Here is a 25,206-nt window from a genome sequence, read left to right as displayed (position 1 = left end):
AGGTCAGGTGGTGTTCGTGCCGGTGGCGTCCTCGTCCTGGCCCGGCCGGGCGGTGAGGTGGTCGAGGGTGCCGGTCTGGCGCAGCAGGCGTTCGAGAAGGTCGGGACGGCGGTCCAGGTGCAGGGCGCGGCCGGCCGCGCAGGCGCGGCGGTGGACCATCAGCAGCGCCGAGAGGCCCGCGGAGTCGATCCAGGCCAGCTCGGCGAAGTCCAGGCGGACGCCCCGCACTTCGGGACGGCGGGCCAGGTGCTCGGTGACCGTCTCGACCAGGTGGTCGCCGGTGTCGAGGTCGAGGTCACCGGCGACGTCGACGGTGAGCTCGTGGGCTCCGTGGGTGACGGTGAGGCGCAGGGCGGGTGGTGGCAGGGCGGTCATGCTTCTCTGCCGGGGCCGGGGGCAGGGAGGGGACGGGCGGCCAGGGCGGCGGTGCCGTCCGCGAGCAGGCCGAGGGCACGGGGAAAGTCGTGCAGATTCTCGCCGAGCACGGCGAGCGCGGCGCTCACCGAGCGTGCCGGCACCCGCCGCGCCTCCAGGACGTCGGCGGTCCAGCACAGGAACGTGGTGAAGAGGGCCGGGTCGTCGACGTACAGGGCGGTGGCCAGGAAGTCGACGATGTGGGCCACGTCTTCCGCGGTCCGCTCGCGCTGCGCGTCGCTGTACGCGCGCAGTGCGGGGAATCGATTCTCCAGGCCCGTCAGCGTCTGTCGGACGAGGCGGCCGCGGGACTGGGCGACGAACGTGTACTCCTGGTCGGTCAGATGCGGCAGGTCGTCCATGACCTGCCGGGTCACCGCCCGATGAGGCGCCGACAGCTCCTCCTCCAGCACGGCCGCCGCGGCACGCGCGTCGGGCGCCCAGTGGTCGGCGCCCAGTGCGCGGGCGTAGCGGCCGTCCGGTCCGAAGGCGCGACCGCCCGCGACGACGGGGACGCCGACGGCCTGGCACGCGGTGATGGCGGCGTGCGCGGGGGGCAGGTGCGTGGGCAGCGAGCCGGACAGCAGCACCGCCTCGGAACTGGTGCTGTGCAGGTGGGAGACCAGGTGCGGGGTGGGGGTCCGGGCGCCGAGGAAGTCCACGCGCCAGCCTCGCAGCCGCAGCACCTCGGCGACCAGGCGAGCGGGCAGGGCGTGCCACTCCCCGTCGACGCAGCTGACGGTGACGCGGCCCCTGGGCGCGCGGTCCGGGGCGCCGACGGGCGGCCGGTCGTGCACGAGGGCGGTGATCACGCGTTCGTTGATGGCGGTCGCGGCGTGTTCCTGGGCCACGGTCAGGCGGTCGGCGGCCCACTCCGTGCCGACCCTGTCCTGTACGGCGGCGATCACGTCGAGGAGCAGCGTCTCCTCGTCCGTCCCGTCGGCCCGGGCGCGGCGGACGACGTCGACGGCCGTGAACTCGTCGCAGTCGGTCACGGCCCACCACAACTCGTCCACCAGGGCCTCGGTCCCGATCGCCGGGGGAGCGCTCACCCATTCCTCCTGTACGTCGTGCCGCCGGCGCTTCTCTGGCCGCCCACCACCGTCAGATCCGCGGCCCGGGGCGCGCTGATGGCCACGGTGGCGACGTCGTCGTGACTGCCCGGCCCCACCCACTGGGCGGCCAGCATCTGGATCCGCTCGACGATCGCCTCGGCCGGCATGCCGGCGCACTCGGCCAGGACCCGCTTGAGCCGGTGGTCGCCGAAGAGTTCGTCACCGAGCGGGCCGCCGCGGGCCTCGGTGACGCCGTCGGTGTACAGCAGACAGGTCTCCCCGGGCCGCAGCGTCACATGGGCGGTGGCGGAGGTGACCTTCGGCAGGGCGCCGATGAGGGATCCGCGCGTCGCGGTCTCCTCGACCGTGCCGTCGCCGCGGACGATCAGCGGGGCGAGGTGCCCCGCGCTGGTCAGCCGCAGCTCCACCTTGCTGCCGCGGCGGCGCACGGAGGCCAGTACGAGGGTGGCGAACCGGGTGTGGTGGGAGGACAGCAAGGCGCTGTTGAGCAGAGTCAGTGTGCGTTCGTGGTCGGTGGCCAGCGGCAGCAGCGCGTGCAGCGTGTTGCGGATCTTGCCCGTCAGGACCGCCGCGTCCAGGCCCTTGCCGGCCACGTCCCCGAGGACCACCAGCGTCTCCTCGGCGGGTCCGGTGCCGGGGTGGACGTCGTAGAAGTCCCCGCCGATCCGTTCGTTGTCCCGCGCCGGGCGGTAGGCCCCCGCGTACTCCACCCCGTGCACGCTCTCCAGCCGCGGCGGCAGCAGCTCCCGCATCAGCGTGGCGGTGATGGAGGCCTGTTCGGTGTACAGGCGGGCGGCCGAGAGGGCGGCCCCGGCGCGGGCGGCGAAGAGCCGGGCGAAGAGCTCCTCGTCGCCGCTGAACGCCTGTTCGCCGCTGGAACGGAGGAGGATCAGGGCACCGGCGGGCACACCGTGACCGGGCAGCGGGGCGACGATCACCGAGCCGACCGGTCCGGCGAAGCCTGCGGGCTGCACCCAGCCCGGCAGGTCGGCGGGGTTGATCCAGCGCGCCGGTACCGGCGGGAACCCCTGCAGGGCCTCGGCCAGTCCGGGCACCGCGTGCACGTCGACCGGCGCGGTCGCCCGGGTCACCGGGCCGCCCCGGTAGGCGTACGTCAGCTGGTGGCGGCGGCCCTGCGGCGGGGCGACGAGCAGGGCGGCCTCGGCGAGGTGATCGGTGGCCATGCGCGCCGTGGCTTCCATGCACCGGGTCACGTTCAGCGTCGACAGCAACTGGCTGGAGACGTCGGCCAGGAGAGCGGACCGCTGCCGGGCACCGGCCAGGGCCGCCTCCGCGAGCCGCCGGTCGGTGTCGTCGACGAGCCACCACACCACGTCCCCGTCGTCCGCCGGGGTGGGATGGGCCTCGAAGAAGCGGTCGTAGACGGTGCCCGCGGCCTGTCCCGAGCCCTCGGGCGCGCCGTCGGCGAACCTCCCGTGGGCCTCGGCCAGCCAGGACGGCACGGTGTCGAGCAGCTGGTCGCCCCGGACGGCGTCCGACCACAGCAGCTGTGCGGCATCGTTGAGTTCGACGAGAGCACCGTCCCGGTCCGCGACGATCACCGGGTACGGGGCATGAGCCCAGGCCGCGCCGATGCTGACCGCGGCGCTGCGAGGGTCTACGGGCGAGCCGCTGGAACCGAACACACACGGGGACGCGCCTCGGACGCGCCCCACCACCTCTCTGCGACGGACAACAGATGTCTTCCGGCAACAGTCCCGCATCGAGCCGCACGACGCAAGCCGCTCCGGGGGGCGCGGGGAAGCCGGGCGGTCCATGCCGAGGGAAGCCGTGTGGCCGGGAATGCCCCGGGGGGCCGGAACCGTTGTAGCCCGTGTGACTGACATGCACTGATCAATTCGGTGGTGTCGGTCCTGAAAAGGAGGGCCCCATGGCACGCAGCACCGCGCGTCCCGTCGTCCGGCTGAAGTCGACGGCCGGGACCGGCGTCACCTACGTGACGCGCAAGAACCGGCTCAACGACCCCGACCGGCTCGCCTTGCGCAAGTACGACCCGGTGGCCGGGCAGCACGTCCTCTTCCGCGAGGAGCGCTGACCCCGACCGAACGTTTCCGGACAGCCGACAGGAAGGACAACCCCATGAGGCCCGGCATCCATCCCGCGTCCCGCCCGGTCGTGTTCCGCGACCGCGCCGCCGGCGTCGCGTTCCTGACCCGCTCCACCGCCGTCTCGGACCGGACGGTCGAGTGGCAGGACGGCGCCACCTACCCGGTGATCGACGTCGAGATCTCCTCGGCGAGCCACCCGTTCTACACCGGCACCTCCCGCGTCCTGGACACCGAGGGCCGCGTCGAGCGCTTCGAACGGCGCTACGGCCGGACCGCGCCCGCCCGCGGCTGAAGAGGCCGGCGACCGCACGACGGAGAGGAGACGGACATGAAGGTGCGCAAGTCCCTGCGCGCACTGAAGTCCCGCCCCGGCGCCCAGGTGGTGCGCCGAAGGGGCGTGACCTACGTGATCAACAAGACGGAACCCCGCTTCAAGGCCCGGCAGGGCTGAGCGGAGGGCCGACCCTCGTGCCGTCGGGCAGCCGGCCCGTGACCCCCACGGGCCGGCCGCCCGGAACCGGCACCGCCAGGAGCCGGCCGCCACCGGTGCCCCGTACCGGTGCGGCCGGCTCCAGACGCGTCACGGCCCGGCTTCCCGCGGCGAGGAGGTACACGGTGCCCGACGGGGCACGCCACTCGGTGTGCGCCAGCACGATCCGGCCGAGGCCGCCGCACTGTGCCGTGTCCCGGTCCCGGCCCACCACGCGCGCGGGTGCGCCGCGCCCGGCGAGGAAGAGGTACTCCACGCTGTCCGTGCCGCGCCACGTGTCGGCGCGGGTACACACCCAGGTGGCGGTCCCGGCCCGCTCGGGCAGCTCTTGCGTGGCGAACGCCCAGTGACCGACGCTGCGCACCCCCTGTCCGCGCAGCCCGGCCAGACGGCAGGCGGAGGCCACCCACCCGCCCAGACCCTGTTCGTTCGCCGCCTCCCGCGCCGGCCGCGGTCGGGACCCCGGCCGCACGGCGGGCAGGTACGTCAGACGAGCCGGCACCAGTCCGCCGAGATCGGCGAGCAGAAAGGCACGGTCGCCGGTGAACCGGGGCGACGAGGGCGGCTGTGCGGCCGTCCGGGGCGAGGAACTCAGCTGAACGGCCGGGACGCGGCGGCACGGCCCGTGGGCCGGTGCCACGGCGACCGGCTCGGTGACGCCGTTGCCGTCGCGCGTGACGGCCCGGGGCGTCGTGGCCGGCGCCCGCAGGTCCCGGACGGCCGCCGAGGTGATCCACGGTGCCAGCAACAGCCGTACGGAACGCGGGGAACGGGCCACGACCACGGCCGCCGTCGTCACGTCCGCGCCTTCGGTGAGGGCCGCGGCCAGCTCCGGCGCACCGCCGTGCAGGGGCTCGCCGTACCGCACGGTGCGATCGCCGTCCTGCAGCAGGACCACCGCGCGGCCGTCGACGTCGTCCGCGAACAGCAACCGCGCCGAGGACCGGGGACCCCCCGCCCGCACCCCCGGCTCCACCGACCGGCGGCCCCGCCACGCCGGATCGGTCCAGGCGCGCAGGGCGCGGGCCAGCAGGGCCGTGTCGCCGGTGCGCCGCCCGCGCGCCGGCCAGGCGGCCAGATCGAGCCGCGCGGAGTGCGGCCATGCGTCGGCGGGGGTCCGGCGCACGCGCTCCGCGTCGGCCCGGGCCGCCGGGCCCGGGGCCTCGGTCCGGCGGCCGGCGTCGGGCGGAAGGGCCCCTACGGCCACCACCGCGGTGACGGCCAGGGCCAGGGCCGTCGGCACGGCGCGCGGCCGAAGCCGTCGGCGCGGCGGCTCCGTGGGGCGGACGTCCGGCGGGCGGGGGTCGTGGGCGGCGAGCGGTGCCCGGCGCTTCAGCATGATCATGTGACTCTTACGGGTGACGGGACAAGAAGGATGGTCGTTCCGTAGGGCAAACGACTGATCCCGGCGCCCGTCACCCGCAGCGCCCGTCACCCGGAGCGCCGGTGCCGCCGGTCACCATCCCGCCGGCCGGGCAACGGCCGGGACGGCGGCCCCGTCAGCCGGGGAAACGTCCCGTGGAGCGCAGCAGCCACCGCCGTTCGGCGTAGGCGAGGTCGTCCCGCCACAGGCGTCCCGCGGCCCTCCGTACCAGCGGCCGCAGCAGCGGCGCCGCCCGGCGGGCGACGGCGAAGCCCGCCCGGTCCGAGGCGGCCAGCACGGCCTCGGTCACCGCGGTCCGCGGGCGCCCCAGCTCGTCCGGCCCCAGAGGCGTGGCGTGGGTCTCGACGACGGACCCCGCTCCCTCCCCCTCCACGATGCGCATCACGACCGTACGGGGTCCGGGGGCGGTGAACACGGCGCGGACCGGTACGACCACCCGCCCCGCCACCTTGAAGGAGACGTCGACGGTGAAGGCGTCGTCCGTGCCGTCCTCCGGGCCGCCGGGCGCACCGACCACCGTGAGGTCGACGAACGAGTACGGGTGGAACCAGGCACCGTGCCACGGGTCCAGCCGATTGGCCACGACGTCCTCCACGTCGCACACCCCCGTGCAGGTGTGGACGGCCGTCAGCGCCCGCGCCCGCTCGGGCCGCCGGGCGAGGACCGGCGCGTCCAGCGGCGCCTCACCGCCCACCTCGTCCAGCCGCACCCACAGCAGGACCCCGTCGTCGTGCACCGGCAGGGGAGCCCAGCCCGCCTGCGGCGTGCCGTGCAGGGCGAGTCCGTGCCAGTGGCACACCAGGGCGCCGCAGCGTACGGGACTGTCCCGCAGCGGTGCGCCGAGGTGGGGGCAGATGCCCGGGCCGCCCACGGGACGCCCGTCGGAGCCGCGCCACACCACCACCTCCCGCGCGGCCACGGTCAGGGCCAGCGGGCGGTCGTCGCGCAGGTCGCCGGAGGCACCGACGACGTACCAGTTGCCGGACGGCCGTGCCCGGGCCCGCTTCAGCGCCCCGGCGATCACCCCCGGCGAGGCCTCGCGCCAGGTGGGCCGCTGACGCTCCCACGCGACCGGCCGCCGGCGCAGCGAGAGCGGCAGACGGCCGCGCCGCTCGGGCGGGACGGCGTTCACACGACCTCCTGCGGAACCGGTGCGCACGACGAGCCGTGCGCCGGGGCGGACGGACCGGACGGCGCCCCGGGCCGGCCGGAGCGGGGCCCGGCGCCCAGCCGCGCGGCGACCGCTCGCACGAGCCCGTCCACGGCGACCGCCGCGCGGCGCCGGCGCGGGACCACCGCACGGCGGTGCAGTACCGCGTAGCCGTCCCGGGCGACCGCCTCCAGAATGCCGCCGTACAGGACGAAGGCGGTGCGGATGCAGGGGCGCGACACCGGGTCCAGCATGCCGAGGCCGGGCCTGGCCGACCGGTAGACAGCGCGGGTCAGGGCCTCGAACTCGCGCAGCGCCGCGATGACGCGCGGCTCCTGCCGGCCGGTGTCCCGGCTCCATCGCAGCAGCTGCCGGTCGACTCCGTGCCCCGCCAGCAGATCGGCGGGCAGGTAGACGCGCCCGCGGTCCAGGTCCTCGCCCACGTCCCGCAGGAAGTTGCTGAGCTGGAACGCCACGCCCAGCGCCGCCGCGTACGGTGCCGCCTCCTCGCGCGGCACGACCGTGCCCAGGACCGGCAGCATCTGGAGCCCGATCACCGCGGCCGAGCCGTGCATGTAACCGCGCAGATCGCGGTAGGTGTCGTAGCCGGTCACGGTCAGGTCGGCCCGCATCGCGGACATGAAGTCACGGAACAGCGCGTGGTCGATGCCGTGGCGGCCGGCGGTGTCGGCGAGTGCCAGCACCACCGGCTCGCGGCTGCGTCCGTCCCGCAGCCCCTCCTCCAGGCTCCGCCCCAGTTCGGTCAGGGCCGCCGCGCGGCGCTCGGGGTCCGCTCCGGTCCCGAAGGAGTCCACGATGTCGTCGGCCCAGCGGGCGAAGCCGTACAGGGCGTGCACGGCGGGCCGGCGCTCGACCGGGAGCAGCCGGGTGGCGAGGAAGTACGTCTTGCCGTGCCGGGCGTTGAGGGCGCGGCAGTGCCGGTACGCCGCGCGCAGGGCCGGGTCGCCGATCCCCGCCGCGTCCAGCTCACGGTCCGTCATACGGTGGTCCCCTTCCGTCGCGCCGGCGTCCGCCGGGCGGAGGCGGAGCCCGGCAGGCCGGTGATCCGGGCCGCGGCGAGCTTGCCGGACAGCAGCACGGTCGGCACGCCCACGCCTGGTGTGGTGCCGCAGCCGGCCAGGACGGCGTTCTCGGTGCCCCGCACCAGGTTGCGCGGCCGGAACGGCCCGGTCTGGGCGAAGGTGTGGGCGGCCGAGAACGGCGTCCCCGCCGCGTGGCCCTCGGCCTGCCAGCCGGCGGGCGTGACGAGGCACTCCTCCTCGACGGCCGCCCCGATGCCGTCCAGACCGCGCCGTTCCAGCTCCCGCAGCAGGGACTCCCGGTAGCCGGGGCCCAGCTCGCTCCACGCGGTGGCGTCCGGCCCGATGTCGGTGTTGGGGCAGGGCGCCAGGATGTAGTGCAGATGGCGGCCCGGCGGCGCGAGTGAGGGGTCGGTGGCGGTGGGCCGGGTGATGAGCAGCGACGGGTCGCTCATCAGCCGTCCGGTGCGCGTGAGTTCGGCGAACGTGGTGTGCCAGGCCGCCCCGAAGGAGAGGGTGTGGTGCGCGAGCTGCGGCCAGGTGCGGTCCGTTCCGGCGTGCAGCACGACGGCGGACGGTGAGTGCCGCAGGCGCAGCGGACGCCGGGGCCGACGGCCGAGCAGCCGGTAGACGACGGGCAGGTCCGGGGTGAGGACGACGGCGTCGCAGGGGACGCGGTCCCGGCCCGTGACGACGGCGGTGACGCGTTCGCCCGCCCGTTCCAGACCCGTCACCTCCTGCCCGTACCGCAGCTCGGCACCCGCCTCGGCGGCGGCGTCCGCCATCGCCCGGGGCAGGGCGTGCATTCCGCCCCGGGGGAAGAACACACCGGCGACCGTGTCCATGTAGGCGATGACGGCGTACGCGGCCAGGGCGCGCGCGGGCGGCACGCCGGCGTAGAGGGCCTGGAAGGAGAAGATCCGGCGCAGCCGTTCGTCCCCGAGGAAGCGCCCGATCCGGGCGTCCAGCCGGCCGAAGCCGCCGAGCGCGGCCAGCCGGGCCAGGTCGGTGTTGAGCAGGTTCAGCGGGGAGTCGAAGTTGGCGTCGATGAAGCGGCGCATCTGCGCCCGGTGGAGCTCTGTCAGCCAGTCGCGCAGACGCAGGTAACCGGCCGCTTCACCGGGGCCGGCGAACCGTTCCACCTCCGCCGCCATCGCGTCGGCGTCGGTGTGCACGTCCAGACTGCTGCCGTCCGCGAAACAGGCCCGGTAGGCAGGGTGCAGCGGGATCAGTTCGACTCTCCGGCGCAGGCTGTCACCGACCGCCGCGAAGGCCTCCTCGGCGAACTCGGGCATGGTCAGCACCGTGGGCCCGGTGTCGGCCCGGTAACCACCCAGGTCGAGGCGCCCGGCCCGGCCGCCGGGCAGCGCGCCTCGCTCGACGACGGTGACGCGGCGTCCGGCGCCCAGCAGGTGCAGGGCGGCCGACAGCCCGGCGAGGCCGGCCCCCACGACCACGACGTGGTCGGTGCGTCCGGGCAGTGCGCGCCTCACCGGCCGGTCTCCCGCGCGCCGGGGGACACCGGGGAACCGGGCACGGCCCCGCCCGGCCCCGGACGCGGGCGGCCGGCGCCGGCCGCCGCCCCGTCCGCCGCCGAGGCGAGCAGCCGCCGCAGCCGGGCCCCGGCCTCGTTCTCGGGAAGGGCACCGTCGAGATGACGCAGCCCCTGTGCCACCAGCCGGCCGATCCGCTCCTCGACCGAGGCCCGGGCGCCCGTCCGCTCCAGGACCTCCCTGACCCGGTCGAGACCCGCCTCCGTGAGACCGGTGTCGCCGAGCGAGCGGCGCAGGACGGCCAGGGCCCGCCGGTCGCCCGCCGCCTCGGCCCGATGGCCGGCGAGGGCGACGAGACAGGTCCGCTTCCCCTCCCGGATGTCGCCGCCGCACGGCTTGCCGGTCCAGCGGGGAGCGGCGAAGACATCGTCCAGATCGTCCCGCAGCTGGAAGGCCACGCCGAGGCGCCGGCCGGCCGAGCCCAGTGCGCGCATCGTGGCGTCGTCCGCTCCGGCCAGGGCCGCGCCCAGCGCGAGGGGCCGCTCGACGGAGTACCGGCCGCTCTTGAGGCAGGCCGTGCGCAGCGCCCGGGACGGCGCGTGCGAGCCCGTGATCTGCCCGCGCAGGTCCAGATACTGACCGGCCACCATCTCCGTACGCATGTCGCTCCACAGCCGACGCACGACGGACGCCGTCGGGGGAGCGAGCGGGGTCTCCGCCACGAGGTCGTCCGACCAGGCGAGCGCCAGGTCACCGGCCAGGACCCCGACCGCCTCCGCGAACCGGGCGACACGCTCGGCGGGGGCCGAACCGGCGAACCGGGCCCGCAGGTCGGCGTGGAGCGCGGGGCGGCCGCGCCGTACCTCCGAACCGTCCATCACGTCGTCGTGCACCAGGGCACAGGTCTGCAGCAGTTCCAGCGCGGCGCCGATCCGCAGGGCCGCCGCGACCGGGGCCTCCCCGGCGCCGCCGCAGGCACGCAGCGTCCACCACAGCAGCCGGGAGCGGGAGCGTTTGCCGCCCGCCCTGGTGAACCGTACGACGCGCCCGGCCAGTTCCTCGGCGAACAGGGCGTCCGCGGCGCGGGCGCGGGCCACACGGTCGGCGAGGACGTGGTCGAGCACCTGGCCGACGGCGCCCGGCACGTCCGCGTCGACCGCGCCCGGGTCACCCATGCCCGACGGGATCCCGGCACAGGGGGCGCCGGCCCCTCCGGCCGGGCGCACCCGGACGGAGGAACCCGGCGGCGGGACCGGGCGCGGAGCGGGTGGCGGCGCGGACGCGGGGTGTTCCTTCGCCTGTGTGGGGGGCATCCCGGTTCCTCTCCTCGTGGTCACCAAGCGGTTCCACCCACGTCTTCGGCGCGTGCGCCGGGCACGGATGCGGTGCGTGCCGAAACATGACGGACCGTCTGTACCCATGCCTCCCGCGTCCGCGGCCCGACGTGACAGACGCGTGGCGCATCCGGGTGACCCGCATCCGATCGGGCACACGGGCGGGAATAGGCGCAGGGTGCGTGAGACGCACCGGCCGAGCGAGACGGAAGGAGCCGTCGTGTTCGAGACGGAGGTGGCCGTCGTGGGCGGTGGAGCCGCCGGCCTGTCCCTGGCCCATCGCCTGACCGGGCACGTTCCGGGGCTGCGGACGCCGTCCGTCGTCCTGGTCGACGCGCCCCCCGGCCCCCTGCGGCCACCTCGCCGTACCTGGTGCTTCTGGGAGGCGGGGCGCGGACGCTTCGACGCGGCGCTGACGGCCTCCTGGCAGCACCTGCGCGTACGGCCGCCCGAAGGCGAGCCGATCGAAGGGGACCTCGCGCCGCTGCGGTACAAGATGATCCGGTCGGCCGACTTCGAGGCACTGGTCGGGCGGGACCTGGCGCACAGCCCCAACGTGCGGCGGCTGGAGGCCACCGTGGAGACCGTGGAGGAGGTCCGCGGCGGAGCCCGTCTCCGGCTGCGGGGCACCGACGGCACGGCACAGGTGCTGAGCGCCCGCTGGGTGTTCGACTCCCGGCCGCTCGGCAGCCTCCCCGCCGCCCGCACGACACTGCTGCAGCACTTCCACGGCTGGTTCGTCCGCACCGCGCGACCGGTCTTCGACCCCGCCACCGTGGACCTCATGGACTTCCGCACCCCACAGCCGGCCGACGGGCTGTCGTTCGGCTACGTCCTGCCCACCGGACCGCGCGAAGCGCTCGTCGAGTACACGGAGTTCTCCTCCGGCGTTCTCACCGACAGCGGCTACCGGGCGGCGGTACGGCACTACGCCCACGAGGTGCTGGGCCTCGGCGAGGCCCGCGTCCTCGCCACCGAGACCGGCGTCATCCCGATGACGGACGCCCCGATGCCACGGCGGACCGGGGCCTCGGTCTTCCGCATCGGCGCCGCCGGCGGCGCCACCCGCCCCTCCACCGGCTACACCTTCGCCGGGCTGCAACGCCAGACCCGGGCCGTCGCCGCCGCCCTGCGCCGGGGACACGAGCCGGTGCCGCCCCCCGCCCACTCCGCCCGCTCCCGAGCCATGGACGCCGTGCTGCTGCGCGCCCTCGCCAGCGGCCGGATCGACGGTCCCGCCCTGTTCTGCGGGCTGTTCGGCCAGGTACCGATGGCACGGCTGCTGCGCTTCCTGGACGGACGCACCCGGCTGCGCGAGGACCTCGCCATCGGCCTGCGCACCCCCATCGGCCCGATGCTCCGCTCGGCACTCGAACTGCCGGGCCTGCCCCGCCGCCCCTTCGACTGAGGCCGCCCGGCCCCGCCGCCCCCTGGAGACCGCATGACCCTGTTGCGCGACGAGGAACTCACCGCCGCGTTCGACCACGCAGCCCGCGGCTACGACGCGCTGGCCGCCGTCAACCCCGGCTACCACGCGCAGCTGAGGCGCTCGGTACGCCGTCTCGGCCTGCCCGGGCACGGAGCGGGCCTGCGCCTGCTGGATCTCGGCTGCGGCACCGGCGCCTCGACGGCCGCGCTCCGCTCCGTCCTGCCGGCCGCGCACATCACGGCCGTCGACGCCTCCGCCGGCATGCTGCGGCGGGCCGCCGCCAAGCCCTGGGCGGACGGGGTGACCTTCGTGCGGGCCCCGGCGGAGCGGCTGGCCGACGCGGGGGTGACCGGACCGTTCGACGCGGTCTTCGCCGCCTATCTGCTGCGCAACGTCTCCGATCCGGACGGCGTCCTCACGGCCGTTCGCGATCTGCTCGTGGCCGGCGGCCGGCTCGGCGTGCACGAGTTCACCCTCAGCGGCCGCCGCGCCGACCGCGCGGTGTGGACCCTGGTCTGCCGCGGCCTGGTACAGCCGGCCGCGTCCGCGCTCGGGGACGGCAGGCTCTACCGCCATCTGTGGCGCAGCGTGGTGGACTTCGACACCGCCGCCCGCTTCGCCGCCCGCGTCCGCGCGGCCGGCTTCGCCCACGTGCGGACTTTGCCTCTGCCTGGCTGGCAGACGGGCATCACCCACACGTTCGTCGCCCGGCGCCCGGAGACCGCGCGATGACCCGGGCCGAGCGCCCGGACGCTGCCCGTCGCGGCCGGGACCGGCGGGCCCTGCCGCTCCCGGCACCGCCCGGGAAACCGCGGGCCGACGGCCTCCGCCCCACGGCCGCCGTCGTCGGCGGCGGCATCGCCGGACTCGCCGCCGCCACCGCCCTCGCCGAACGCGGGGTGCGCGTGACCCTGTACGAGCGGCAGGCGCACCTCGGCGGGCGCGCCGGAGGCCGGCCCACCACCCTCCGGGACGGCACCCCGGTCACCATGAGCCGCGGCTTCCACGCCTTCTTCCGGCAGTACTACAACCTGCGCGGACTGCTCCGCCGTACCGACCCCGGGCTGCGCCGGCTGACCGGCCTGCCCGACTACCCGCTGCAGCACGCGAACGGCCTGCGCGACAGCTTCCGCCACGTCCCGCGCACCCCGCCGTGGAGCGCGCTCGGCTTCGCCGCGCTCAGCCCCTCCTTCACCCTGCGGGACCTGTGCGCCATGGACCCGGTCGCCGCACTGCCGCTGCTCGACGTCCGCGTCCCCGAGATCTACGACCGGCTCGACCACACCAGCGCCCACGACTTCCTGGACGCCGTCCGCTTCCCGGACAAGGCCCGCCACCTCGCGTTCGAGGTGTTCTCACGCAGCTTCTTCGCCGACCCGAGGCAGCTCTCGGCGGCCGAGATGGCGCTGATGTTCCACATCTACTTCCTCGGCTCCGCCGAGGGCCTGCTGTTCGACGTGCCCCGCGCGCCCTTCTCCACCGCCCTGTGGCACCCGCTGGCCGACTATCTGCTGCGGCACGGCGCCGAGCTGCGCACGTCCACGGCCGTGGAACACATCACGCCGACGCGGGACGGCGGCCACCGGGTCGTCACCGACGCGGACGAGCGGCGCCACGACGGCGTCGTCCTCGCCCTGGACACCGCCGGTCTGCGACGCGTCGTCGCCGGCTCCGACCACCTGGGCGACGCGCCCTGGCGCGAGCGGATCGCACGCCTGCGCAACGCCCCCGCGTTCCTGGTGACCAGGCTGTGGCTGGACCGGCCCGTGGCACCCGGCCGGCCGGGCTTCCTGGGCACCGCCGGCTTCCCCACCCTGGACAACATCAGCGTGCTGGAGCGCTGGGAGGACGAGGCCGCGCGCTGGGCCGGGCGTACCGGGGGTTCCGTGGTGGAGCTGCACGCCTACGCCGTACCGGGGAGCGCGTCCTGGGACGTCGAGGAGAAGCGCCTGATCGAACAGATGCACCGCGTCTATCCCGAGACACGCGGGGCCACCGTCGTGGACGCCCGCCATGAATGGCGGGCCGACTGCCCGCTGTTCGCGGTGGGCGGCTACCGCGACAGGCCGACCGTGCGGACGCCCGACCCGTGTCTCATGGTCGCCGGCGACCTGGTCCGCACCGGCCTGCCCGTGGCGCTGATGGAACGTGCCGCGACGACCGGTTTCCTGGCCGCCAACGCCCTGCTGGAGCGCTGGGGACTGCGCGGCGTCACCCTCTGGACCGTCCCACGCCGAGGCCGCTCGGCCGTCCTTCGGGCCCTGGCCCGACGGGACCGGGCCGCCTCCCGCCTCCCGGCGGCTCCGGCAGCGGCCGGGTGATTCACCCGGACGGCTCCGAGTGCGGGGGCGTTCGCCGGGAAGTCGCCGTCGTACCGGAGTCCGACCCTCCTCCCGGGCTCCGGTCGGTGGGTGCCGCGTCCGACCCCGAGCAGGCCACGGCACCCACCCGGTCTCCCGCGGCACCGGCGGCCTCCCTCACGGCTTCGCGCGGCGCGCGAGCGGAGGCCGCCGAGCCGGGTGCGTGGGGGTCGCGTCTCCGGGCCGGAGGCTCAGTTCTCGCCCAGGGTGCGGTCCAGGAGGGCGAGCAGACGGTCCCAGTGGCGCCGCAGCCCCAAGGGGCTGAAGGCGTCGGTGTCGGACATGGTGAACCCGTGCACGGTGCCGGGACAGGTCTCGGCGGTGTAGCGGACACCAGCGGCGTCCAAGGCCCGTTCGAGTTCGCCGAGGGCCTCGGACGACATGTCGTGCCCGGAGAGGCCGAGGTGGACCTCGGCGGTGAGTTCGGGAATGCGGCGGTGCGGGCTGTCGGGCGCGTCGGTGACCAGGAAGCCGGGGTGGAATCCGGCGACGGCCGCCACCCGGCCGGGATGGGCCGTGGCGGTGCGCATCGCCAGGGCGCCGCCTATGCAGTAGCCGACCGTGGCGACCGGACCCGGGCGGACCTCCGGCCGGGTGCCGAGGAACCCGAGGTAGGCGTCGGCGTCGCGCAGGATCCGTTCGGTGGTGTGCGCCTCGAGCAGGGGCATCAGCCGGTCGATGATCACGGGCCGGATCTCCTCGCCGATGTGCGCGGGAAGCTCGACGACCGGTGCCGGACCATGCCGGTAGTACAGGTTGGGGACGAGCACGTAGTAGCCGTGCACGGCCAGTTCGCGGGCCTTCTCCGTCACCTCGGGCCGCACACCGAAGGCGTCGCTGTACAGCAGCACCCCGGGGTGGCGTTCGCCGCCGTCGGGGAAGGCGGCGAAGGCGTCGGCCTCGCCGTCAGGAGTGGGAATCTGCAGGGTCGTGGTGGGAATGGCTGGTCTTCCTTTCCTCGAGTCCGCCGAACACCGTTAGTGCCACTAACGGTGTCGGCACGAGTGAACGTATATCGTTAGTCGGACCAACGCAACGAAGGGGGCGGGCGCCATGAGCAGAGCCGAGGCCGCGGACGAGCCCGGCGACAGCACGGCGCCCGCGACGCCCGACCGACTGCGCCGACGGGCCAGCCGGCTGTTGTCGCAGCTGACCACGCGCTCGGACCGGCTGATCAACGACGGGCTGTCCCGGGCCGACGCCCGCAAGTGGCACTACGCCGTGCTCGCCTCCCTGCAGGATCACGGGTCCGGCAGCCAGGCGACGCTGAGCGGGCGCACCGGCATCCACCGCAGCGACATGGTCGGCGTGCTCAACGAACTGGCCGAGCGCCACCTCGTCGAGCGGACGCCGGATCCCGACGACCAGCGCCGCAACATCATCACGATCTCCACCCGGGGCCGGGACCACCTGATCCGCCTCGACCAGGTCCTGGACGACCTCCACGACGAACTGCTCGCGCCCCTGAGTCCGGCCGAACGCGACCAGTTCGTCCAGCTCCTCACCCGCTTGCTGGACCACCACACCCGAACCCCCTGACCCCGCGACGCGGCCCGCGCGACGCCGACGGCCCACGTCCGGAATGCCCGGACGGTTGGGACGCCGCCCCCCTGGGCACCCGGTGACGCCCGTGGCCTGCGCGTGATCCGGAGGCGGAGATGGCAGTTCGTCATCGTGTGATCGAGGCCGACCCCGCCGCGGTGTGGGACGTCCTCGCGGACGGTCATCGCTACGCCGAGTGGGTGGTCGGTACCGGTGTCTCCCGGCCGAAGCACGGTCACTGGCCGCGACGGGACGCGTCCATCGCGTACGAGATCCACCTGGGCCCGTTCCGGCTCGGCAACGAGACCGTCGTCCGGCACTGCCGGGAGGGATCCCTCCTGGAGCTGGAGATCATGGCGGGCTTCCTCGGCACGGCGCGCTTCTCGATCGAACTGCGGGAGTGGGGGGAGCACTGCCTGGTCATCGTGGACGAGCACCCGCTGCAGGGGGCCGGCGGCGCACTGCACAACGCCGGCGTCGAGGCGCTGATCCAGGTACGCCACCGCTCCATGCTCGCCCGGCTCGCCCGGAGCTGCGAGGACGGTGCGGACCGGCGCCGGGAGCCGTCCGGCCGGCGGGTACCCGCCGAGGGAACCGGCCATGCCTGACGCCGTGGTGATCGGGGCCGGACCCAACGGCCTGGTGGCCGCCAACCTGCTCGCGGACGCCGGATGGAGCGTCCAGGTGCTGGAGGAACAGCCGGAACCGGGCGGTGCGGTCCGTCATGACCGAGGAGTTCATCCCGACTTCGTCACCGACCTCTTCAGTTCCTTCTACCCGCTGGCCGCGGCGTCCCCGATACTCTCCGGCCTCCGCCTGGAGGACCACGGGCTGCGCTGGAGCCACGCGCCGCGGGTGCTCGCGCACCCGCTGAGCGACGGCCGGTGCGCCGTCCTGGACCGGCGGATCGACACCACGGCCGCGTCCGCCGAGGCGTTCGCACCCGGCGACGGAGCGGCCTGGCGCCGTCTGTTCGAGCTGTGGCAGATCCTGCGCCCGGATCTGCTGGACGCGCTGTTCACCCCGTTCCCACCGGTCAGGGCCTCGGCGCGGCTGCTGTGGACCCTGCGGGCGGCGGGCGGACTGCGCGTCGCCCGGTCGCTCGCCCTGCCCGTGCGCCGGATGGGGGAGGAGGAATTCCGCGGCGAGGGCGGCAGGCTGCTCCTGGCCGGCAACGCCCTGCACGCCGATCTCGCCCCCGAGTCCGCGGGCAGCGGAGGTTTCGGCTGGCTGATGTCGATGCTGGGGCAGACCTACGGCTTCCCGGTGCCGGTCGGCGGTTCCGGTGCCCTGACCGAGGCGCTGATCCGGCGGCTGCGCCGACGCGGCGGAGAGGTGCGCTGCGGCGAACGGGTGCAGCGGATCACCATCAGCGGCAGCCGGGCCGTGGGGGTGCGTACCGGCGCCGGGGAGGCGGTGCCCGCGCGAAGGGCCGTACTCGCCGACGTGGCCGTACCCGTCCTGTACCGGGACCTCGTCGGTCCCGAGCACCTGCCCGCGCAGCTGCTGGAGGATCTGCGGCGCTTCCAGTGGGACTTCGCCACCTTCAAGGTGGACTGGGCCCTCGACGGACCGGTGCCGTGGCAGGCCGAGCAGGCCCGCCGGGCCGGGACCGTGCACCTGGCCGACGGCATGGACGAGCTCACCCGCTTCGCGGCGCAGATCGCCATGCACCAGGTGCCCGACCGGCCCTTCGCCCTGTTCGGGCAGATGACCCTGGCGGACCCCTCGCGTTCACCCGCGGGCACCGAGTCCGCCTGGGCGTACACCCACGTCCCGCGCGACGTCCGGGCGGACGCCGGCGACGAGGGGATCGGCGGCGGCTGGGGCCCGGCGGACCAGGAGCGCATGGCGGACCGTGTGGAACGTCAGGTGGAGCGCTTCGCCCCGGGATTCCGCGCGCTCATCCGCGCCCGGCGCGTGCTCGCGCCGCCCACCCTCCAGGCACTCGACGCCAACCTCGCGGCCGGCGCCATCAACGGCGGCACGGCCGCGCTCCACCAGCAGCTCGTCTTCCGTCCCGTCCCCGGCACGGGACGCCCGGAGACCCCCGTCGCCGGTCTCTTCCTGGCCTCCGCGGGAGCCCACCCCGGCGGTGGGGTGCACGGCGCGCCCGGCGCCAACGCCGCGCGGGCCGCGCTGCGCGCCCACCGGCCGCCCGGCCTCGCCGGCGCCCAGCGCCTCCTCACCCGCCGCGACCGCACCGGGCGGAAACGCTGACCACACACCCGGCCCACGGCGCATCCGGACGCCCGGCAGAACGGGAAACGCACAACGGGACACGCAGAACGAGAACGCCCCGCGGGACACGCCGTACGGGAACGAAGGACACACGGGCTTCGGCCACAGCATCCAGGGAGTGCCCATGAACGAGTACCCGGAGGGGCCCGACCGCCGGCACCGCCGCCCCGAAGGCGTCGGTGACCGGACGGTCGAGGCCCTCGGAGCACTGTCGAAGGCACTGGAGACCACCGAGCGCGCCCGCGGCCACCTGTACAGCTTTCACCAGCTCACCGGCGGGGCCGACCTCGAACTCGACCGGGCGGTGCGGCTGCTGCGCGAAGCCGGGCACCCGGAGTGGGCGGAGAAGGTCGAGGCGGAGATCCTCGGGCGCAACGTGATCCCGGGTCACTGGACGTTCCAGAGCGTCGAGGCCTAGTTCGCTCACCGCGCCGCGTTCCAGCTCCCAAAAGGGCCGGTAGCAGGTGTCGTCGTAGAAAGGCGGACCCCGTGCGAAGCAGTCCTCTGGCGAACCGGACGGTCGTGGTGACGGGTGCCGCACGCGGTGTGGGGGCCGCCCTCGCCCACGAGGCCGCCCGGCGGGGAGCCCGGGTGGCGCTCCTCGGGCACGAGCGGCGGCGGCTGGAGGAGCTGGCCGCACGGCTGCCCACCCGGGCCGTGGCCATCGAGGCGGACGTGACCGATCTGCCGGTCCTGGAGGAGGCGGCCCGCGAGGTACGGCACCGGCTCGGCGCCCCGTCCGTCGTGATCGCCAACGCCGGGATCGCCGAGGGAGGCCCGTTCGCCGCCACGGACCCGGCCGACTGGCGCCGGGTCATCGACGTCAACCTCACCGGCAGCGCCCAGACCGCGCGGGCCTTCCTGCCGGACCTGCTGGCCACGGCCGGCTACTACCTGCAGATCGCCTCGCTCGCCTCGCTGGGCGCCGCGCCGCTGATGAGCGCCTACTGTGCCTCGAAGGCGGGCGTGGAGGCCTTCGCGCACGCGCTGCGCGCCGAGGTGGCCGGGCACGGGGTCGCCGTCGGCATCGCCTACCTGAACTGGACCGACACCGACATGGTGCGCGACGCCGACCGCCACGTCGTGCTGCGCGAACTGCGTGGCCACATGCCGCCGCCGGCCCGCCGGGTCTACGACGCCGAGGAGATCGCCGACCGGATCGTGCGCGGCCTGGAACACCGGCGCACCGCCGTGTACGCGCCGCCCTGGCTGCGGCTGGTCCAGCCCGTGCGTGCCGTTCTGCCGCCGCTGGTGCTGCGGCTGGCCCGGCGCAGGCTGCCGCGGCTGGAGGCCGAGGCCTCACTGACACCGACCGGACTGCTCGGCGCCGGAGGGGACGCCGACCGCGCGGCGACCCGGCCCGCCCGCTGAGCGGTACCCGCCGAGGAGCCCTCGCCCATTCCCGCCCCCGAAACCAGGACGGTGCCCATGCAGACGTTCCTGCCCGACCCCGACTTCCGGCGTTCCGCCCTGCTGCTGGACCGTCGCCGGCTGGGCAAGCAGCGGGTCGAGGCGCTCCAGGTGCTGCGCGGCCTGACCGTCCCCGGATACGGCTGGCGCCGGCATCCGGCCGTGCGCATGTGGAGCGGCTACGAAGAGGCCCTGGTCCGGTACGGACTGGAAGTCTGCCGGGTGTGGCGGGAGCAGGGCCACCAGGACAGCTGTGCCGCGTCCCTGGTGGCCGGGTACGCCGCCGGCCGGCCGGGTGCCGCCGTGCGCGACCAGTCCGCCCTCGCCGCGGCCGGTGAACTGCCGCCGTGGCTCGGCGACGAGGCCTTCCATCGCAGCCACAGGTCCGCGCTCGTCCGTAAGGACCGGGAGACCTACGCGGACGTGTTCCCCGGCGTCCCCGACGATCTGCCCTACGTGTGGCCGTCCTCCGACCGGGAGGGGGCCGCCGCGTGAACGCCCCCGCTCAGGGCGTGAACTCCTCCTCCAGGCTGTCGATCGCCCCGTCCGCCCCGCGGTGGTACCTGAACACCAGCTCGCTGTTCGGGTGCGCGTCGAGCCAGTCGAGGAACTCCTGCACGCCGATGCGCTGGTTCTCGGTGCTTTCCACGATCGGGTTGGTGACGGTCACATAGGCCGCCTGGTCCATGGGGATGGCCGTCTCCTTGCCCACGGTCTCGAACGGGGCGCCGTCGGAGTCCGCGGGAGCACAGCCCCAGTTGCCGTGCTTCACGATGAGGCTCAGCGAGCCGCCCTCGGGGCTGTAGCGGTAGACCGCCACCTCGTCGGGCGAGATGGGCATCTTGTGGTCGCATCCGGCGGAGCCGTCCGTGGCGCCCGGGGTGGCCGGCTTGGCCGGCTTGGCCGGGGCCGGTGCCGTGGAGCCGGCCGCAGGAGCCGCGGAAGCCGACGCTCCGCCGCTTCCGGTGCCTGTCGTGGGGGCGTCGGCGGGCTCGGCCGCGGCGCTCGGGGCACCCGTCCCTTTGCCGGTGCCGCCCGGCTGCGCGGTGGCGGTGTGCCCACCGGTGGGCGACGCCTTGGGGGAGCCGCCCCCGTCGCAGGCCGCGAGTGTCAGCGCCAGCACGGCGGCGGACGCGCTGATCACGGTCGCGCGGAGAAGGGTGCCGGGTCTGTGACGGTCGGACTTCCTGGGCGTGGCCATGGGGGATCCTGTCTGCTGCGTGGTGATGGGCTGTGACTGTCGCAGGCACAAACGATTTCCGGCCAACCGGCGGTTGCGCCCGGCACAGGTCGTTGCCGGCTCGTGACACTCGGCCGCGGCCCGGCGCCCCACCGGGCACCGCGCCCCCACCGGGCACCGTGCCCCCACCGGGGACCGGGGCGGCGAGCGGCCCCTCCGGGTGCCCGTCACGCTCCCGACAGGTCCGCCGCCACCTCGCGGGCCGCCCGCGCCCCCGAGGCCAAGGCCCCCTGCACCGATCCCGTGGCCCGGTGGTCGCCGCACACATACCGCCCCGCGCCCCGGCGGGTGCGGCGGCTGAGCGGCAGCCCCGGCTCCATGGCGGGCAGCGCCTCGCTGACCGTGCGCACGGTCAGCGACTCCCAGCCCCCGGTGTCGGCGTCGTAGCACTCGGCGAGCGCGTCGAGCACCGCCTGCTGCCGTCCCCCGGCGTCTTCGCCCAGTACGGAGGTGGCCACCAGCGCGTACCCGCGGGGCGCGTGCCCGGGGTGCACCTCGGTGAGCACACAGCTGTTCGCGAACCGGCGCCGCACGTCCGTCAGCAGGGTCGGCTCCCGCAGGGGCGAGCGGGGCGCGAGGTGGTAGTAGGTGGTGACGGTGCGGTACGGCGGGACGGTCAGGCCGGGCAGCAGCCGGGCCGCCGCCGCCGGGCTCGATGCCACGACCACGGCCCGTGCCGCCACTTCACGCCCTCCGTCGACGACGACCCCGTCGTCCGTGAGGGCCGTCACGGACGACTCCAGGGCGAGCGTGCCGGGCGGCAGCGCGGACGCCAGCAGCTCCGGCACCGCCGCCACCCCCGCGGCGGGCAGACAGATCGTCCCGCGTGCCATGCTCCGCCAGACCAGGTGGAAGAACCGGCTGGAGGTGGCCAGTCCGTCCTCCAGGAACACCCCGGACAGGAACGGGCGGAAGAAGCGTTCCACGAAGCCGTCGCTGAACCCCGCCCCGGACAGGGCGCGTCGCGTGGACGTGTCCCGCGCCCGCCGGACCAGCGCGGCGGGGGCGAGCATGTCCCAGCCGGTGAGCGCGGCCAGCGCCGCGAGGTCGCGCGGCCCGGCCACCCCGCCGGCCAGCCCGCGCAAGCTCTGCCCGGGCGCCCGCGTCGGATCGGCGAACCGCAGCCGCCGCGAGCCGGTGTGCACCAGGAAACCCGGGATGAAGGGGCGCAGCCGCAGCCGCAGTTCCCGGAGCGGCAGGCGGCCGCGCAGCTGCGGATAGGCGGTGTTGAGGACCTGGAACCCCCGGTCCACCACACAGCCTTCCACCCGGTCGGTCCGCATCCGGCCGCCCACCCCGTCCGAGGCCTCCAGCACCCTCACCCGCAGGCCTCTCGCCCCCAGGTCCCGGGCGCAGGCCAGCCCCGCCACCCCGGCGCCCACGACGACGACGTCGCACCGCTCGGTGCCCCGCCTGCTGTCCACGTCAAGCCTCCTCACGGCCTCGCGCCCCGCGACGGGGACGCTTCCGCAACGCTTCCCGGCCGCGCCCGGCACCGGATGCGGCACAGAGCCGTACGGCGGCGGGAATCAGCTGTCCGGGACACCGCGGCGGCCTCTGCCTCGCGTCCCCTTCTCCGGACCCCGCCCGGTGGCGGGAAGGGCAGGGCAGACTGGCGCCCTGGGCCCGGAGTTCTCGTCGCACCGCGCTCACCGGGACGTCCCGGGGCGCCGGCCCCGCACCGCCGCGAGGGCCGCGCGGACGCCCGCCGCCTGTCCGGTGGCCATGGAGATCGGCATGAGCCGGTAGGACGAGTGGGCCACGTGGTCTCCGAAGGTGCAGCGGCCCGCGACCAGCACCCGGTCCAGCCCTTCCGTCGCCCGCCGGGATCACGCGACCGGGCCGTCGGGAACGCGCGACTGCCCCCAGGGGGCCCGCCGCCGGGACGCGGCGCGTGGCGTCCCGGCCTCGTCAGCGGGCGATGCGGTGCTTCTTCCCGCCCCGGCGGAAGCGCATCGCGCCGTAGACGAGGTCGACCACGAGCACGACGGCGCCGATGACCAGGAGATAGAACAGGCCGTGGACGGCGAATCCGATGATGCCCAGGACGAGGGCGACGAGAATCAGCAGCAGGAACAGGCTCATCGGTTCTCCCAGTTCTCCCGGCGGCTTCGGTGGGTCAGCGGCGGGCCAGGCGCCGCTCCCCGCCGGCGCCCGGTGCGTAGGGCAGCTCGTAGTGGGCGAAGACGGCCGGTTCCTCGGCGACGGGCAGTTCGCCGTCGGTGTCGATCGACGGTGCCTTCTTGACCTGGTCCTTGCTGTGGATGACCTTCACATAGCCCGGACCGACCGTCGCACCGGCGAGGGGTACGAACGCCAGGCGGCGGCGGGTGGGCAGACCCACGGTCACCGTGGCGAACACGGGCTGGTCGGTGCCCGTGTCCACGTAGACGGACTCCAGCGAGCCGATCTTGTGACCGCTCGCGTCGACAACGTCATGACTCCGCCATTCGCGGATGTCGGATGCCTCGAACATCGGAACCTCCTGTGGACGGGGTACCCACTGGCGGGCCGGAGATGTTCGCCGGTGGCGCCGAAGCCCTCAGAAGGCGTACCGGATGCGCAGCCAGGGCGCGTGGGCCGCCACGAGGCCGCGCAGCGTGTGCAGTGCCTCCGCCTTGACCCGGTCGGCGTAGCGCACGTTCAGTGCCCCGTTCTCCGAGCGTTTGCCCTGCTGCAGGGCGGGCTGCCACAGCACCTCCTCGGCGCGGGGATGCCAGACCGCGTTGACCTGGTGCAGCTCCCGGTTGTGGGTCAGCATGATCACTTCGGCGGCCGCCTGCCGTTTGACCCGGTCGGGCAGGACGTCGTCGAGCTGCCGGAGCAGTTCGGTCCAGGCGTCCTCCCAGCCGGGCCGCAGGACGACGGGGGAGAGGTTGAAGTGGACCTCGTAGCCCGCGTCCAGGAAGTCCGCCGCCGCGGCGATCCGGTCGTCCACCGGCGACGTCCGCAGGTCCAGCAGCCGCGAGTCGGCGGCGGGCATCAGCGAGAACCGGATACGCGTGCGGCCCCGGGGATCCAGGGTCAGCAGGTCGGGATTGACGAACTTGGTGGCGAACGAGGCCTTCGCCGAGGGCCACCGGCGGAAGGCCCGCACGAGGTCCGCGGGGTTGTCGCAGACCAGCGCGTCCACCGAACAGTCGCCGTTCTCCCCGATGTCGTAGACCCAGGCCGTCTCGTCGCACTGGTTGGGCTCCCGCTTGGGGCCGAGGCATGCGATGTGGCGGGCCAGGTGGGCGATGATGCCGTCGATGTTGGTGAAGACGGTGATGGGGTTGGCGTAGCCCTTGCGGCGCGGTACGTAGCAGTACGCGCAGGCCATGGCGCAGCCGTTGGAGGGCCCGGGGGCGATCCAGTCGGCGGAGCGGCCGTTGGGGCGCGTGGTCAGCGTCTTCCTCTCGCCCAGGACCAGCGTCTCCCCCTTCACGCGCACCCAGCGCTCGACGTTTCCCTCGTTGCCGTGCAGCCCCGGGATGCGCCAGTGGGAGTCCACCTCGATCACCTCGGCGTCCGGGAAGCGGGCGAGGATCTCCCGGCCGCGCGGGGAGCGGGCGGCGGACGGTTCCGCGTAGACGGTCCGCACGGGCAGCAGGCGCCGGGCCGCGGGGGAGTCCCGGAAGGGAAAGCGGCTGTCCGGGGCGCGTCCCGGGCCCCGGCCGACGTGCCCGGCCGTTCTCCCCGTCCGCGCCGTCGCGGCGGCGTCGAGCGCGTCGAGACCGAACAGAGTGCCGGGGCCGTCGTCCGGTCCGGCGGCGGGGTACCTCATACGTGCTCCGCTCGGGATGTCGGGGGCGGCGGCCTCATTCCACTGTAGGCATCCGCCGTGCACGCGGGAGCGCGTCCCGGCCCGCGTACGGGGCGGGGGTCTCAGCCGTCGGCGAGAGGGTCGTGGCCCCAGTTCATCAGCGAGTGGCGCCACCGGCTGTCGCGCACGTCCCCGGACGGCCGCTGTGCGAGGTGACGGCGGATGTAGCCGGTCACCTTGCGCATGTGCGCGTAGTCCGCGTCCGAGAGGTCGGCCTTCTTCTTGCGGAGGATGTCCACGATGGCGCGGCCGGAGGCGTGACCGGTGGACTCGCTTCCGCTCTTGTGCTCTCCGGCCGCCCGTGAGTCGTCCGTCGCCAGCCATTTCTCCAGCGCGGACGGTGTCATGTTGACCAGTTCGCGGAAGGCGTCCCAGGTCTCGCGGTGTCCGTCGTCGCCCGCCACGCCGGCCTACTTCTTCCTCTTCAGGGCGGACGGCTTGTGCACGGCCGTACGTCCGGACTTGTCGCTGCGCACCTCGTACTGCGGGTCCTCGGGGGAGGCGTCCACGGTGCGTCCGGATGCCTCGGTGCGCTTGGTGATCTTCTTCTCCACGGTGCCTGTGGTCTCGCTGCCGTGACTGCGCCAGGCGACCTTGTCGCCCTTGGACGGCTGCTGCCCGCCGGAGGAGTCCTTCGCCTTGGCCATGAGTGCACCTGCCGTGTCGTTTCCGTGGGGGTCGCTCCGCCGAGTACCCACCCTGCTGGCCGGATTCGCGCTCCGCATCCGC

Annotated in this window: 28 protein-coding genes and 1 pseudogene; 12 read left to right on the top strand and 17 right to left on the bottom strand. The window is 74.9% G+C overall.

The annotated features are described in order from the left end of the window. Nucleotides 1-3: 3 nt before the first annotated feature. The 3 genes from FHS34_RS11855 to FHS34_RS11845 are packed head-to-tail and all read right to left on the bottom strand — an operon-like array spanning nucleotide 4 to nucleotide 3,052. Nucleotides 4-375 (bottom strand): STAS domain-containing protein, encoded by a 372-nt coding sequence (locus tag FHS34_RS11855; protein WP_184963983.1) that lies wholly within the window; start codon nucleotides 373-375, stop codon nucleotides 4-6. Beyond that, nucleotides 372-1,466, bottom strand: a complete 1,095-nt coding sequence (locus FHS34_RS11850) for a cobalamin B12-binding domain-containing protein (RefSeq protein ID WP_184963981.1) — start codon at nucleotides 1,464-1,466, stop codon at nucleotides 372-374. The genes FHS34_RS11855 and FHS34_RS11850 overlap by 4 nt, the downstream gene beginning before the upstream one ends. Beyond that, the gene (locus tag FHS34_RS11845; RefSeq protein WP_372478552.1) at nucleotides 1,463-3,052 is read right to left on the bottom strand and encodes a PP2C family protein-serine/threonine phosphatase; all 1,590 of its coding nucleotides are present in this window, start codon (nucleotides 3,050-3,052) and stop codon (nucleotides 1,463-1,465) included. The genes FHS34_RS11850 and FHS34_RS11845 overlap by 4 nt, the downstream gene beginning before the upstream one ends. A gap of 329 nt (nucleotides 3,053-3,381) precedes the next feature. Here FHS34_RS11845 and rpmG point away from each other — a divergent pair, with 329 nt between their 5' ends. Genes rpmG through ykgO form a run of 3 tightly spaced genes read left to right on the top strand, consistent with a single transcriptional unit; the run spans nucleotide 3,382 to nucleotide 4,010 of the window. Next, the gene (gene rpmG / locus FHS34_RS11840; RefSeq protein WP_184963977.1) at nucleotides 3,382-3,546 is read left to right on the top strand and encodes a 50S ribosomal protein L33; all 165 of its coding nucleotides are present in this window, start codon (nucleotides 3,382-3,384) and stop codon (nucleotides 3,544-3,546) included. A gap of 44 nt (nucleotides 3,547-3,590) precedes the next feature. Then, on the top strand, nucleotides 3,591-3,851 hold the full coding sequence (locus FHS34_RS11835; protein WP_184963975.1) for a type B 50S ribosomal protein L31: 261 nt from the start codon (nucleotides 3,591-3,593) through the stop codon (nucleotides 3,849-3,851). A gap of 36 nt (nucleotides 3,852-3,887) precedes the next feature. Continuing rightward, the gene (gene ykgO / locus FHS34_RS11830; RefSeq protein ID WP_184963973.1) at nucleotides 3,888-4,010 is read left to right on the top strand and encodes a type B 50S ribosomal protein L36; all 123 of its coding nucleotides are present in this window, start codon (nucleotides 3,888-3,890) and stop codon (nucleotides 4,008-4,010) included. On the opposite strand, the gene FHS34_RS11825 is transcribed toward ykgO, so the two are convergent. The 5 genes from FHS34_RS11825 to FHS34_RS11805 form a co-directional block, all read right to left on the bottom strand. Further along, nucleotides 3,991-5,394: a hypothetical protein gene (locus FHS34_RS11825; RefSeq protein WP_184963971.1), complete on the bottom strand. Its 1,404-nt coding sequence runs from the start codon at nucleotides 5,392-5,394 to the stop codon at nucleotides 3,991-3,993. The genes ykgO and FHS34_RS11825 overlap by 20 nt on opposite strands. 154 nt (nucleotides 5,395-5,548) lie before the next feature. Next, entirely contained in the window at nucleotides 5,549-6,565 is a 1,017-nt protein-coding gene (locus tag FHS34_RS11820; RefSeq protein WP_184963969.1) for a Rieske (2Fe-2S) protein, read from the bottom strand. Continuing rightward, entirely contained in the window at nucleotides 6,562-7,584 is a 1,023-nt protein-coding gene (locus FHS34_RS11815) for a phytoene/squalene synthase family protein (protein WP_184963967.1), read from the bottom strand. The genes FHS34_RS11820 and FHS34_RS11815 overlap by 4 nt, the downstream gene beginning before the upstream one ends. Then, entirely contained in the window at nucleotides 7,581-9,116 is a 1,536-nt protein-coding gene (crtI, locus tag FHS34_RS11810) for a phytoene desaturase family protein (protein ID WP_184963965.1), read from the bottom strand. The genes FHS34_RS11815 and crtI overlap by 4 nt, the downstream gene beginning before the upstream one ends. Continuing rightward, nucleotides 9,113-10,291 (bottom strand): polyprenyl synthetase family protein, encoded by a 1,179-nt coding sequence (locus FHS34_RS11805; protein WP_308288278.1) that lies wholly within the window; start codon nucleotides 10,289-10,291, stop codon nucleotides 9,113-9,115. The genes crtI and FHS34_RS11805 overlap by 4 nt, the downstream gene beginning before the upstream one ends. 379 nt (nucleotides 10,292-10,670) lie before the next feature. Between FHS34_RS11805 and FHS34_RS11800 the strand changes: the two genes are divergently transcribed. From FHS34_RS11800 to FHS34_RS11790, 3 genes are read left to right on the top strand one after another with little or no spacing between them, the layout of a single operon-like run. Then, the gene (locus FHS34_RS11800; protein ID WP_225817356.1) at nucleotides 10,671-11,858 is read left to right on the top strand and encodes a lycopene cyclase family protein; all 1,188 of its coding nucleotides are present in this window, start codon (nucleotides 10,671-10,673) and stop codon (nucleotides 11,856-11,858) included. Nucleotides 11,859-11,891: 33 nt separating this feature from the next. Further along, nucleotides 11,892-12,611, top strand: a complete 720-nt coding sequence (locus FHS34_RS11795) for a class I SAM-dependent methyltransferase (protein WP_184963959.1) — start codon at nucleotides 11,892-11,894, stop codon at nucleotides 12,609-12,611. Continuing rightward, entirely contained in the window at nucleotides 12,608-14,200 is a 1,593-nt protein-coding gene (locus tag FHS34_RS11790; protein ID WP_184963957.1) for an FAD-dependent oxidoreductase, read from the top strand. Before FHS34_RS11795 ends, FHS34_RS11790 begins: the two co-directional genes overlap by 4 nt. 230 nt (nucleotides 14,201-14,430) lie before the next feature. Here the strand turns inward: FHS34_RS11790 and FHS34_RS11785 are convergent, their stop codons facing one another. Continuing rightward, a complete protein-coding gene (locus tag FHS34_RS11785; protein WP_184964316.1) occupies nucleotides 14,431-15,180 on the bottom strand; it encodes a dienelactone hydrolase family protein in 750 nt (249 codons plus the stop codon). Nucleotides 15,181-15,292: 112 nt separating this feature from the next. On the opposite strand from FHS34_RS11785, the gene FHS34_RS11780 reads away from it, so the two are divergent. From FHS34_RS11780 to FHS34_RS11755, 6 genes and pseudogenes are all read left to right on the top strand, one after another. Then, entirely contained in the window at nucleotides 15,293-15,778 is a 486-nt protein-coding gene (locus FHS34_RS11780) for a MarR family winged helix-turn-helix transcriptional regulator (RefSeq protein ID WP_184963954.1), read from the top strand. Nucleotides 15,779-15,897: 119 nt separating this feature from the next. Next, a complete protein-coding gene (locus FHS34_RS11775) occupies nucleotides 15,898-16,389 on the top strand; it encodes an SRPBCC family protein (protein WP_184963952.1) in 492 nt (163 codons plus the stop codon). After that, nucleotides 16,382-18,001: a phytoene desaturase family protein gene (locus FHS34_RS11770; RefSeq protein ID WP_184963951.1), complete on the top strand. Its 1,620-nt coding sequence runs from the start codon at nucleotides 16,382-16,384 to the stop codon at nucleotides 17,999-18,001. Before FHS34_RS11775 ends, FHS34_RS11770 begins: the two co-directional genes overlap by 8 nt. Nucleotides 18,002-18,146: 145 nt before the next feature. After that, a pseudogene (locus FHS34_RS11765) lies at nucleotides 18,147-18,437 on the top strand (hypothetical protein); the annotation flags it as partial. Nucleotides 18,438-18,511: 74 nt separating this feature from the next. Continuing rightward, nucleotides 18,512-19,393: an SDR family oxidoreductase gene (locus tag FHS34_RS11760; RefSeq protein ID WP_184963949.1), complete on the top strand. Its 882-nt coding sequence runs from the start codon at nucleotides 18,512-18,514 to the stop codon at nucleotides 19,391-19,393. Between the two features lie 57 nt (nucleotides 19,394-19,450). Then, nucleotides 19,451-19,927 carry an MSMEG_6728 family protein gene (locus tag FHS34_RS11755; RefSeq protein WP_184963947.1) on the top strand — a complete coding sequence of 159 codons (477 nt, stop codon included), beginning with the start codon at nucleotides 19,451-19,453 and terminating at the stop codon, nucleotides 19,925-19,927. A 10-nt stretch (nucleotides 19,928-19,937) separates the two neighbouring features. On the opposite strand, the gene FHS34_RS11750 is transcribed toward FHS34_RS11755, so the two are convergent. The 8 genes from FHS34_RS11750 to FHS34_RS11715 form a co-directional block, all read right to left on the bottom strand. After that, nucleotides 19,938-20,633, bottom strand: coding sequence for a hypothetical protein (locus FHS34_RS11750; RefSeq protein ID WP_184963945.1), 696 nt, complete (start codon nucleotides 20,631-20,633; stop codon nucleotides 19,938-19,940). A gap of 206 nt (nucleotides 20,634-20,839) precedes the next feature. Next, on the bottom strand, nucleotides 20,840-22,096 hold the full coding sequence (locus FHS34_RS11745) for an FAD-dependent oxidoreductase (protein WP_184963943.1): 1,257 nt from the start codon (nucleotides 22,094-22,096) through the stop codon (nucleotides 20,840-20,842). Nucleotides 22,097-22,321: 225 nt separating this feature from the next. Further along, nucleotides 22,322-22,435 (bottom strand): FAD-dependent oxidoreductase, encoded by a 114-nt coding sequence (locus FHS34_RS11740; RefSeq protein ID WP_308288277.1) that lies wholly within the window; start codon nucleotides 22,433-22,435, stop codon nucleotides 22,322-22,324. Between the two features lie 148 nt (nucleotides 22,436-22,583). Continuing rightward, the gene (locus tag FHS34_RS11735) at nucleotides 22,584-22,757 is read right to left on the bottom strand and encodes a hypothetical protein (protein ID WP_184963941.1); all 174 of its coding nucleotides are present in this window, start codon (nucleotides 22,755-22,757) and stop codon (nucleotides 22,584-22,586) included. Nucleotides 22,758-22,791: 34 nt separating this feature from the next. Beyond that, nucleotides 22,792-23,148 (bottom strand): PRC-barrel domain-containing protein, encoded by a 357-nt coding sequence (locus tag FHS34_RS11730; RefSeq protein ID WP_184963939.1) that lies wholly within the window; start codon nucleotides 23,146-23,148, stop codon nucleotides 22,792-22,794. Between the two features lie 66 nt (nucleotides 23,149-23,214). Then, nucleotides 23,215-24,438 carry a spore photoproduct lyase family protein gene (locus FHS34_RS11725; RefSeq protein WP_184963937.1) on the bottom strand — a complete coding sequence of 408 codons (1,224 nt, stop codon included), beginning with the start codon at nucleotides 24,436-24,438 and terminating at the stop codon, nucleotides 23,215-23,217. A gap of 101 nt (nucleotides 24,439-24,539) precedes the next feature. Then, entirely contained in the window at nucleotides 24,540-24,881 is a 342-nt protein-coding gene (locus tag FHS34_RS11720) for a DUF3140 domain-containing protein (protein WP_184963935.1), read from the bottom strand. 6 nt (nucleotides 24,882-24,887) lie between these two features. Beyond that, nucleotides 24,888-25,124: a hypervirulence associated TUDOR domain-containing protein gene (locus FHS34_RS11715; protein WP_184963933.1), complete on the bottom strand. Its 237-nt coding sequence runs from the start codon at nucleotides 25,122-25,124 to the stop codon at nucleotides 24,888-24,890. Nucleotides 25,125-25,206 lie beyond the last annotated feature (82 nt).

Origin of the sequence: Streptomyces echinatus, assembly GCF_014203595.1 — a bacterium.
GTDB classification, from domain to species: domain Bacteria; phylum Actinomycetota; class Actinomycetes; order Streptomycetales; family Streptomycetaceae; genus Streptomyces; species Streptomyces echinatus.
Note: the sequence above shows the minus strand (reverse complement) of the source record. Positions and strands in the feature narration are given on the sequence as shown.

Excerpts from the sequence above, each read along its gene's own strand:
- FHS34_RS11855 (WP_184963983.1), bottom strand. The coding sequence starts at position 375 with ATGACCGCCCTGCCACCACCCGCCCTGCGCCTCACCGTCACCCACGGA.
- rpmG (WP_184963977.1), top strand. The coding sequence starts at position 3,382 with ATGGCACGCAGCACCGCGCGTCCCGTCGTCCGGCTGAAGTCGACGGCC.
- FHS34_RS11835 (WP_184963975.1), top strand. The coding sequence starts at position 3,591 with ATGAGGCCCGGCATCCATCCCGCGTCCCGCCCGGTCGTGTTCCGCGAC.
- ykgO (WP_184963973.1), top strand. The coding sequence starts at position 3,888 with ATGAAGGTGCGCAAGTCCCTGCGCGCACTGAAGTCCCGCCCCGGCGCC.
- FHS34_RS11825 (WP_184963971.1), bottom strand. The coding sequence starts at position 5,394 with ATGATCATGCTGAAGCGCCGGGCACCGCTCGCCGCCCACGACCCCCGC.
- FHS34_RS11815 (WP_184963967.1), bottom strand. The coding sequence starts at position 7,584 with ATGACGGACCGTGAGCTGGACGCGGCGGGGATCGGCGACCCGGCCCTG.
- FHS34_RS11805 (WP_308288278.1), bottom strand. The coding sequence starts at position 10,291 with ATGGGTGACCCGGGCGCGGTCGACGCGGACGTGCCGGGCGCCGTCGGC.
- FHS34_RS11795 (WP_184963959.1), top strand. The coding sequence starts at position 11,892 with ATGACCCTGTTGCGCGACGAGGAACTCACCGCCGCGTTCGACCACGCA.
- FHS34_RS11790 (WP_184963957.1), top strand. The coding sequence starts at position 12,608 with ATGACCCGGGCCGAGCGCCCGGACGCTGCCCGTCGCGGCCGGGACCGG.
- FHS34_RS11780 (WP_184963954.1), top strand. The coding sequence starts at position 15,293 with ATGAGCAGAGCCGAGGCCGCGGACGAGCCCGGCGACAGCACGGCGCCC.
- FHS34_RS11775 (WP_184963952.1), top strand. The coding sequence starts at position 15,898 with ATGGCAGTTCGTCATCGTGTGATCGAGGCCGACCCCGCCGCGGTGTGG.
- FHS34_RS11770 (WP_184963951.1), top strand. The coding sequence starts at position 16,382 with ATGCCTGACGCCGTGGTGATCGGGGCCGGACCCAACGGCCTGGTGGCC.
- FHS34_RS11755 (WP_184963947.1), top strand. The coding sequence starts at position 19,451 with ATGCAGACGTTCCTGCCCGACCCCGACTTCCGGCGTTCCGCCCTGCTG.
- FHS34_RS11750 (WP_184963945.1), bottom strand. The coding sequence starts at position 20,633 with ATGGCCACGCCCAGGAAGTCCGACCGTCACAGACCCGGCACCCTTCTC.
- FHS34_RS11735 (WP_184963941.1), bottom strand. The coding sequence starts at position 22,757 with ATGAGCCTGTTCCTGCTGCTGATTCTCGTCGCCCTCGTCCTGGGCATC.
- FHS34_RS11730 (WP_184963939.1), bottom strand. The coding sequence starts at position 23,148 with ATGTTCGAGGCATCCGACATCCGCGAATGGCGGAGTCATGACGTTGTC.
- FHS34_RS11725 (WP_184963937.1), bottom strand. The coding sequence starts at position 24,438 with ATGAGGTACCCCGCCGCCGGACCGGACGACGGCCCCGGCACTCTGTTC.
- FHS34_RS11715 (WP_184963933.1), bottom strand. The coding sequence starts at position 25,124 with ATGGCCAAGGCGAAGGACTCCTCCGGCGGGCAGCAGCCGTCCAAGGGC.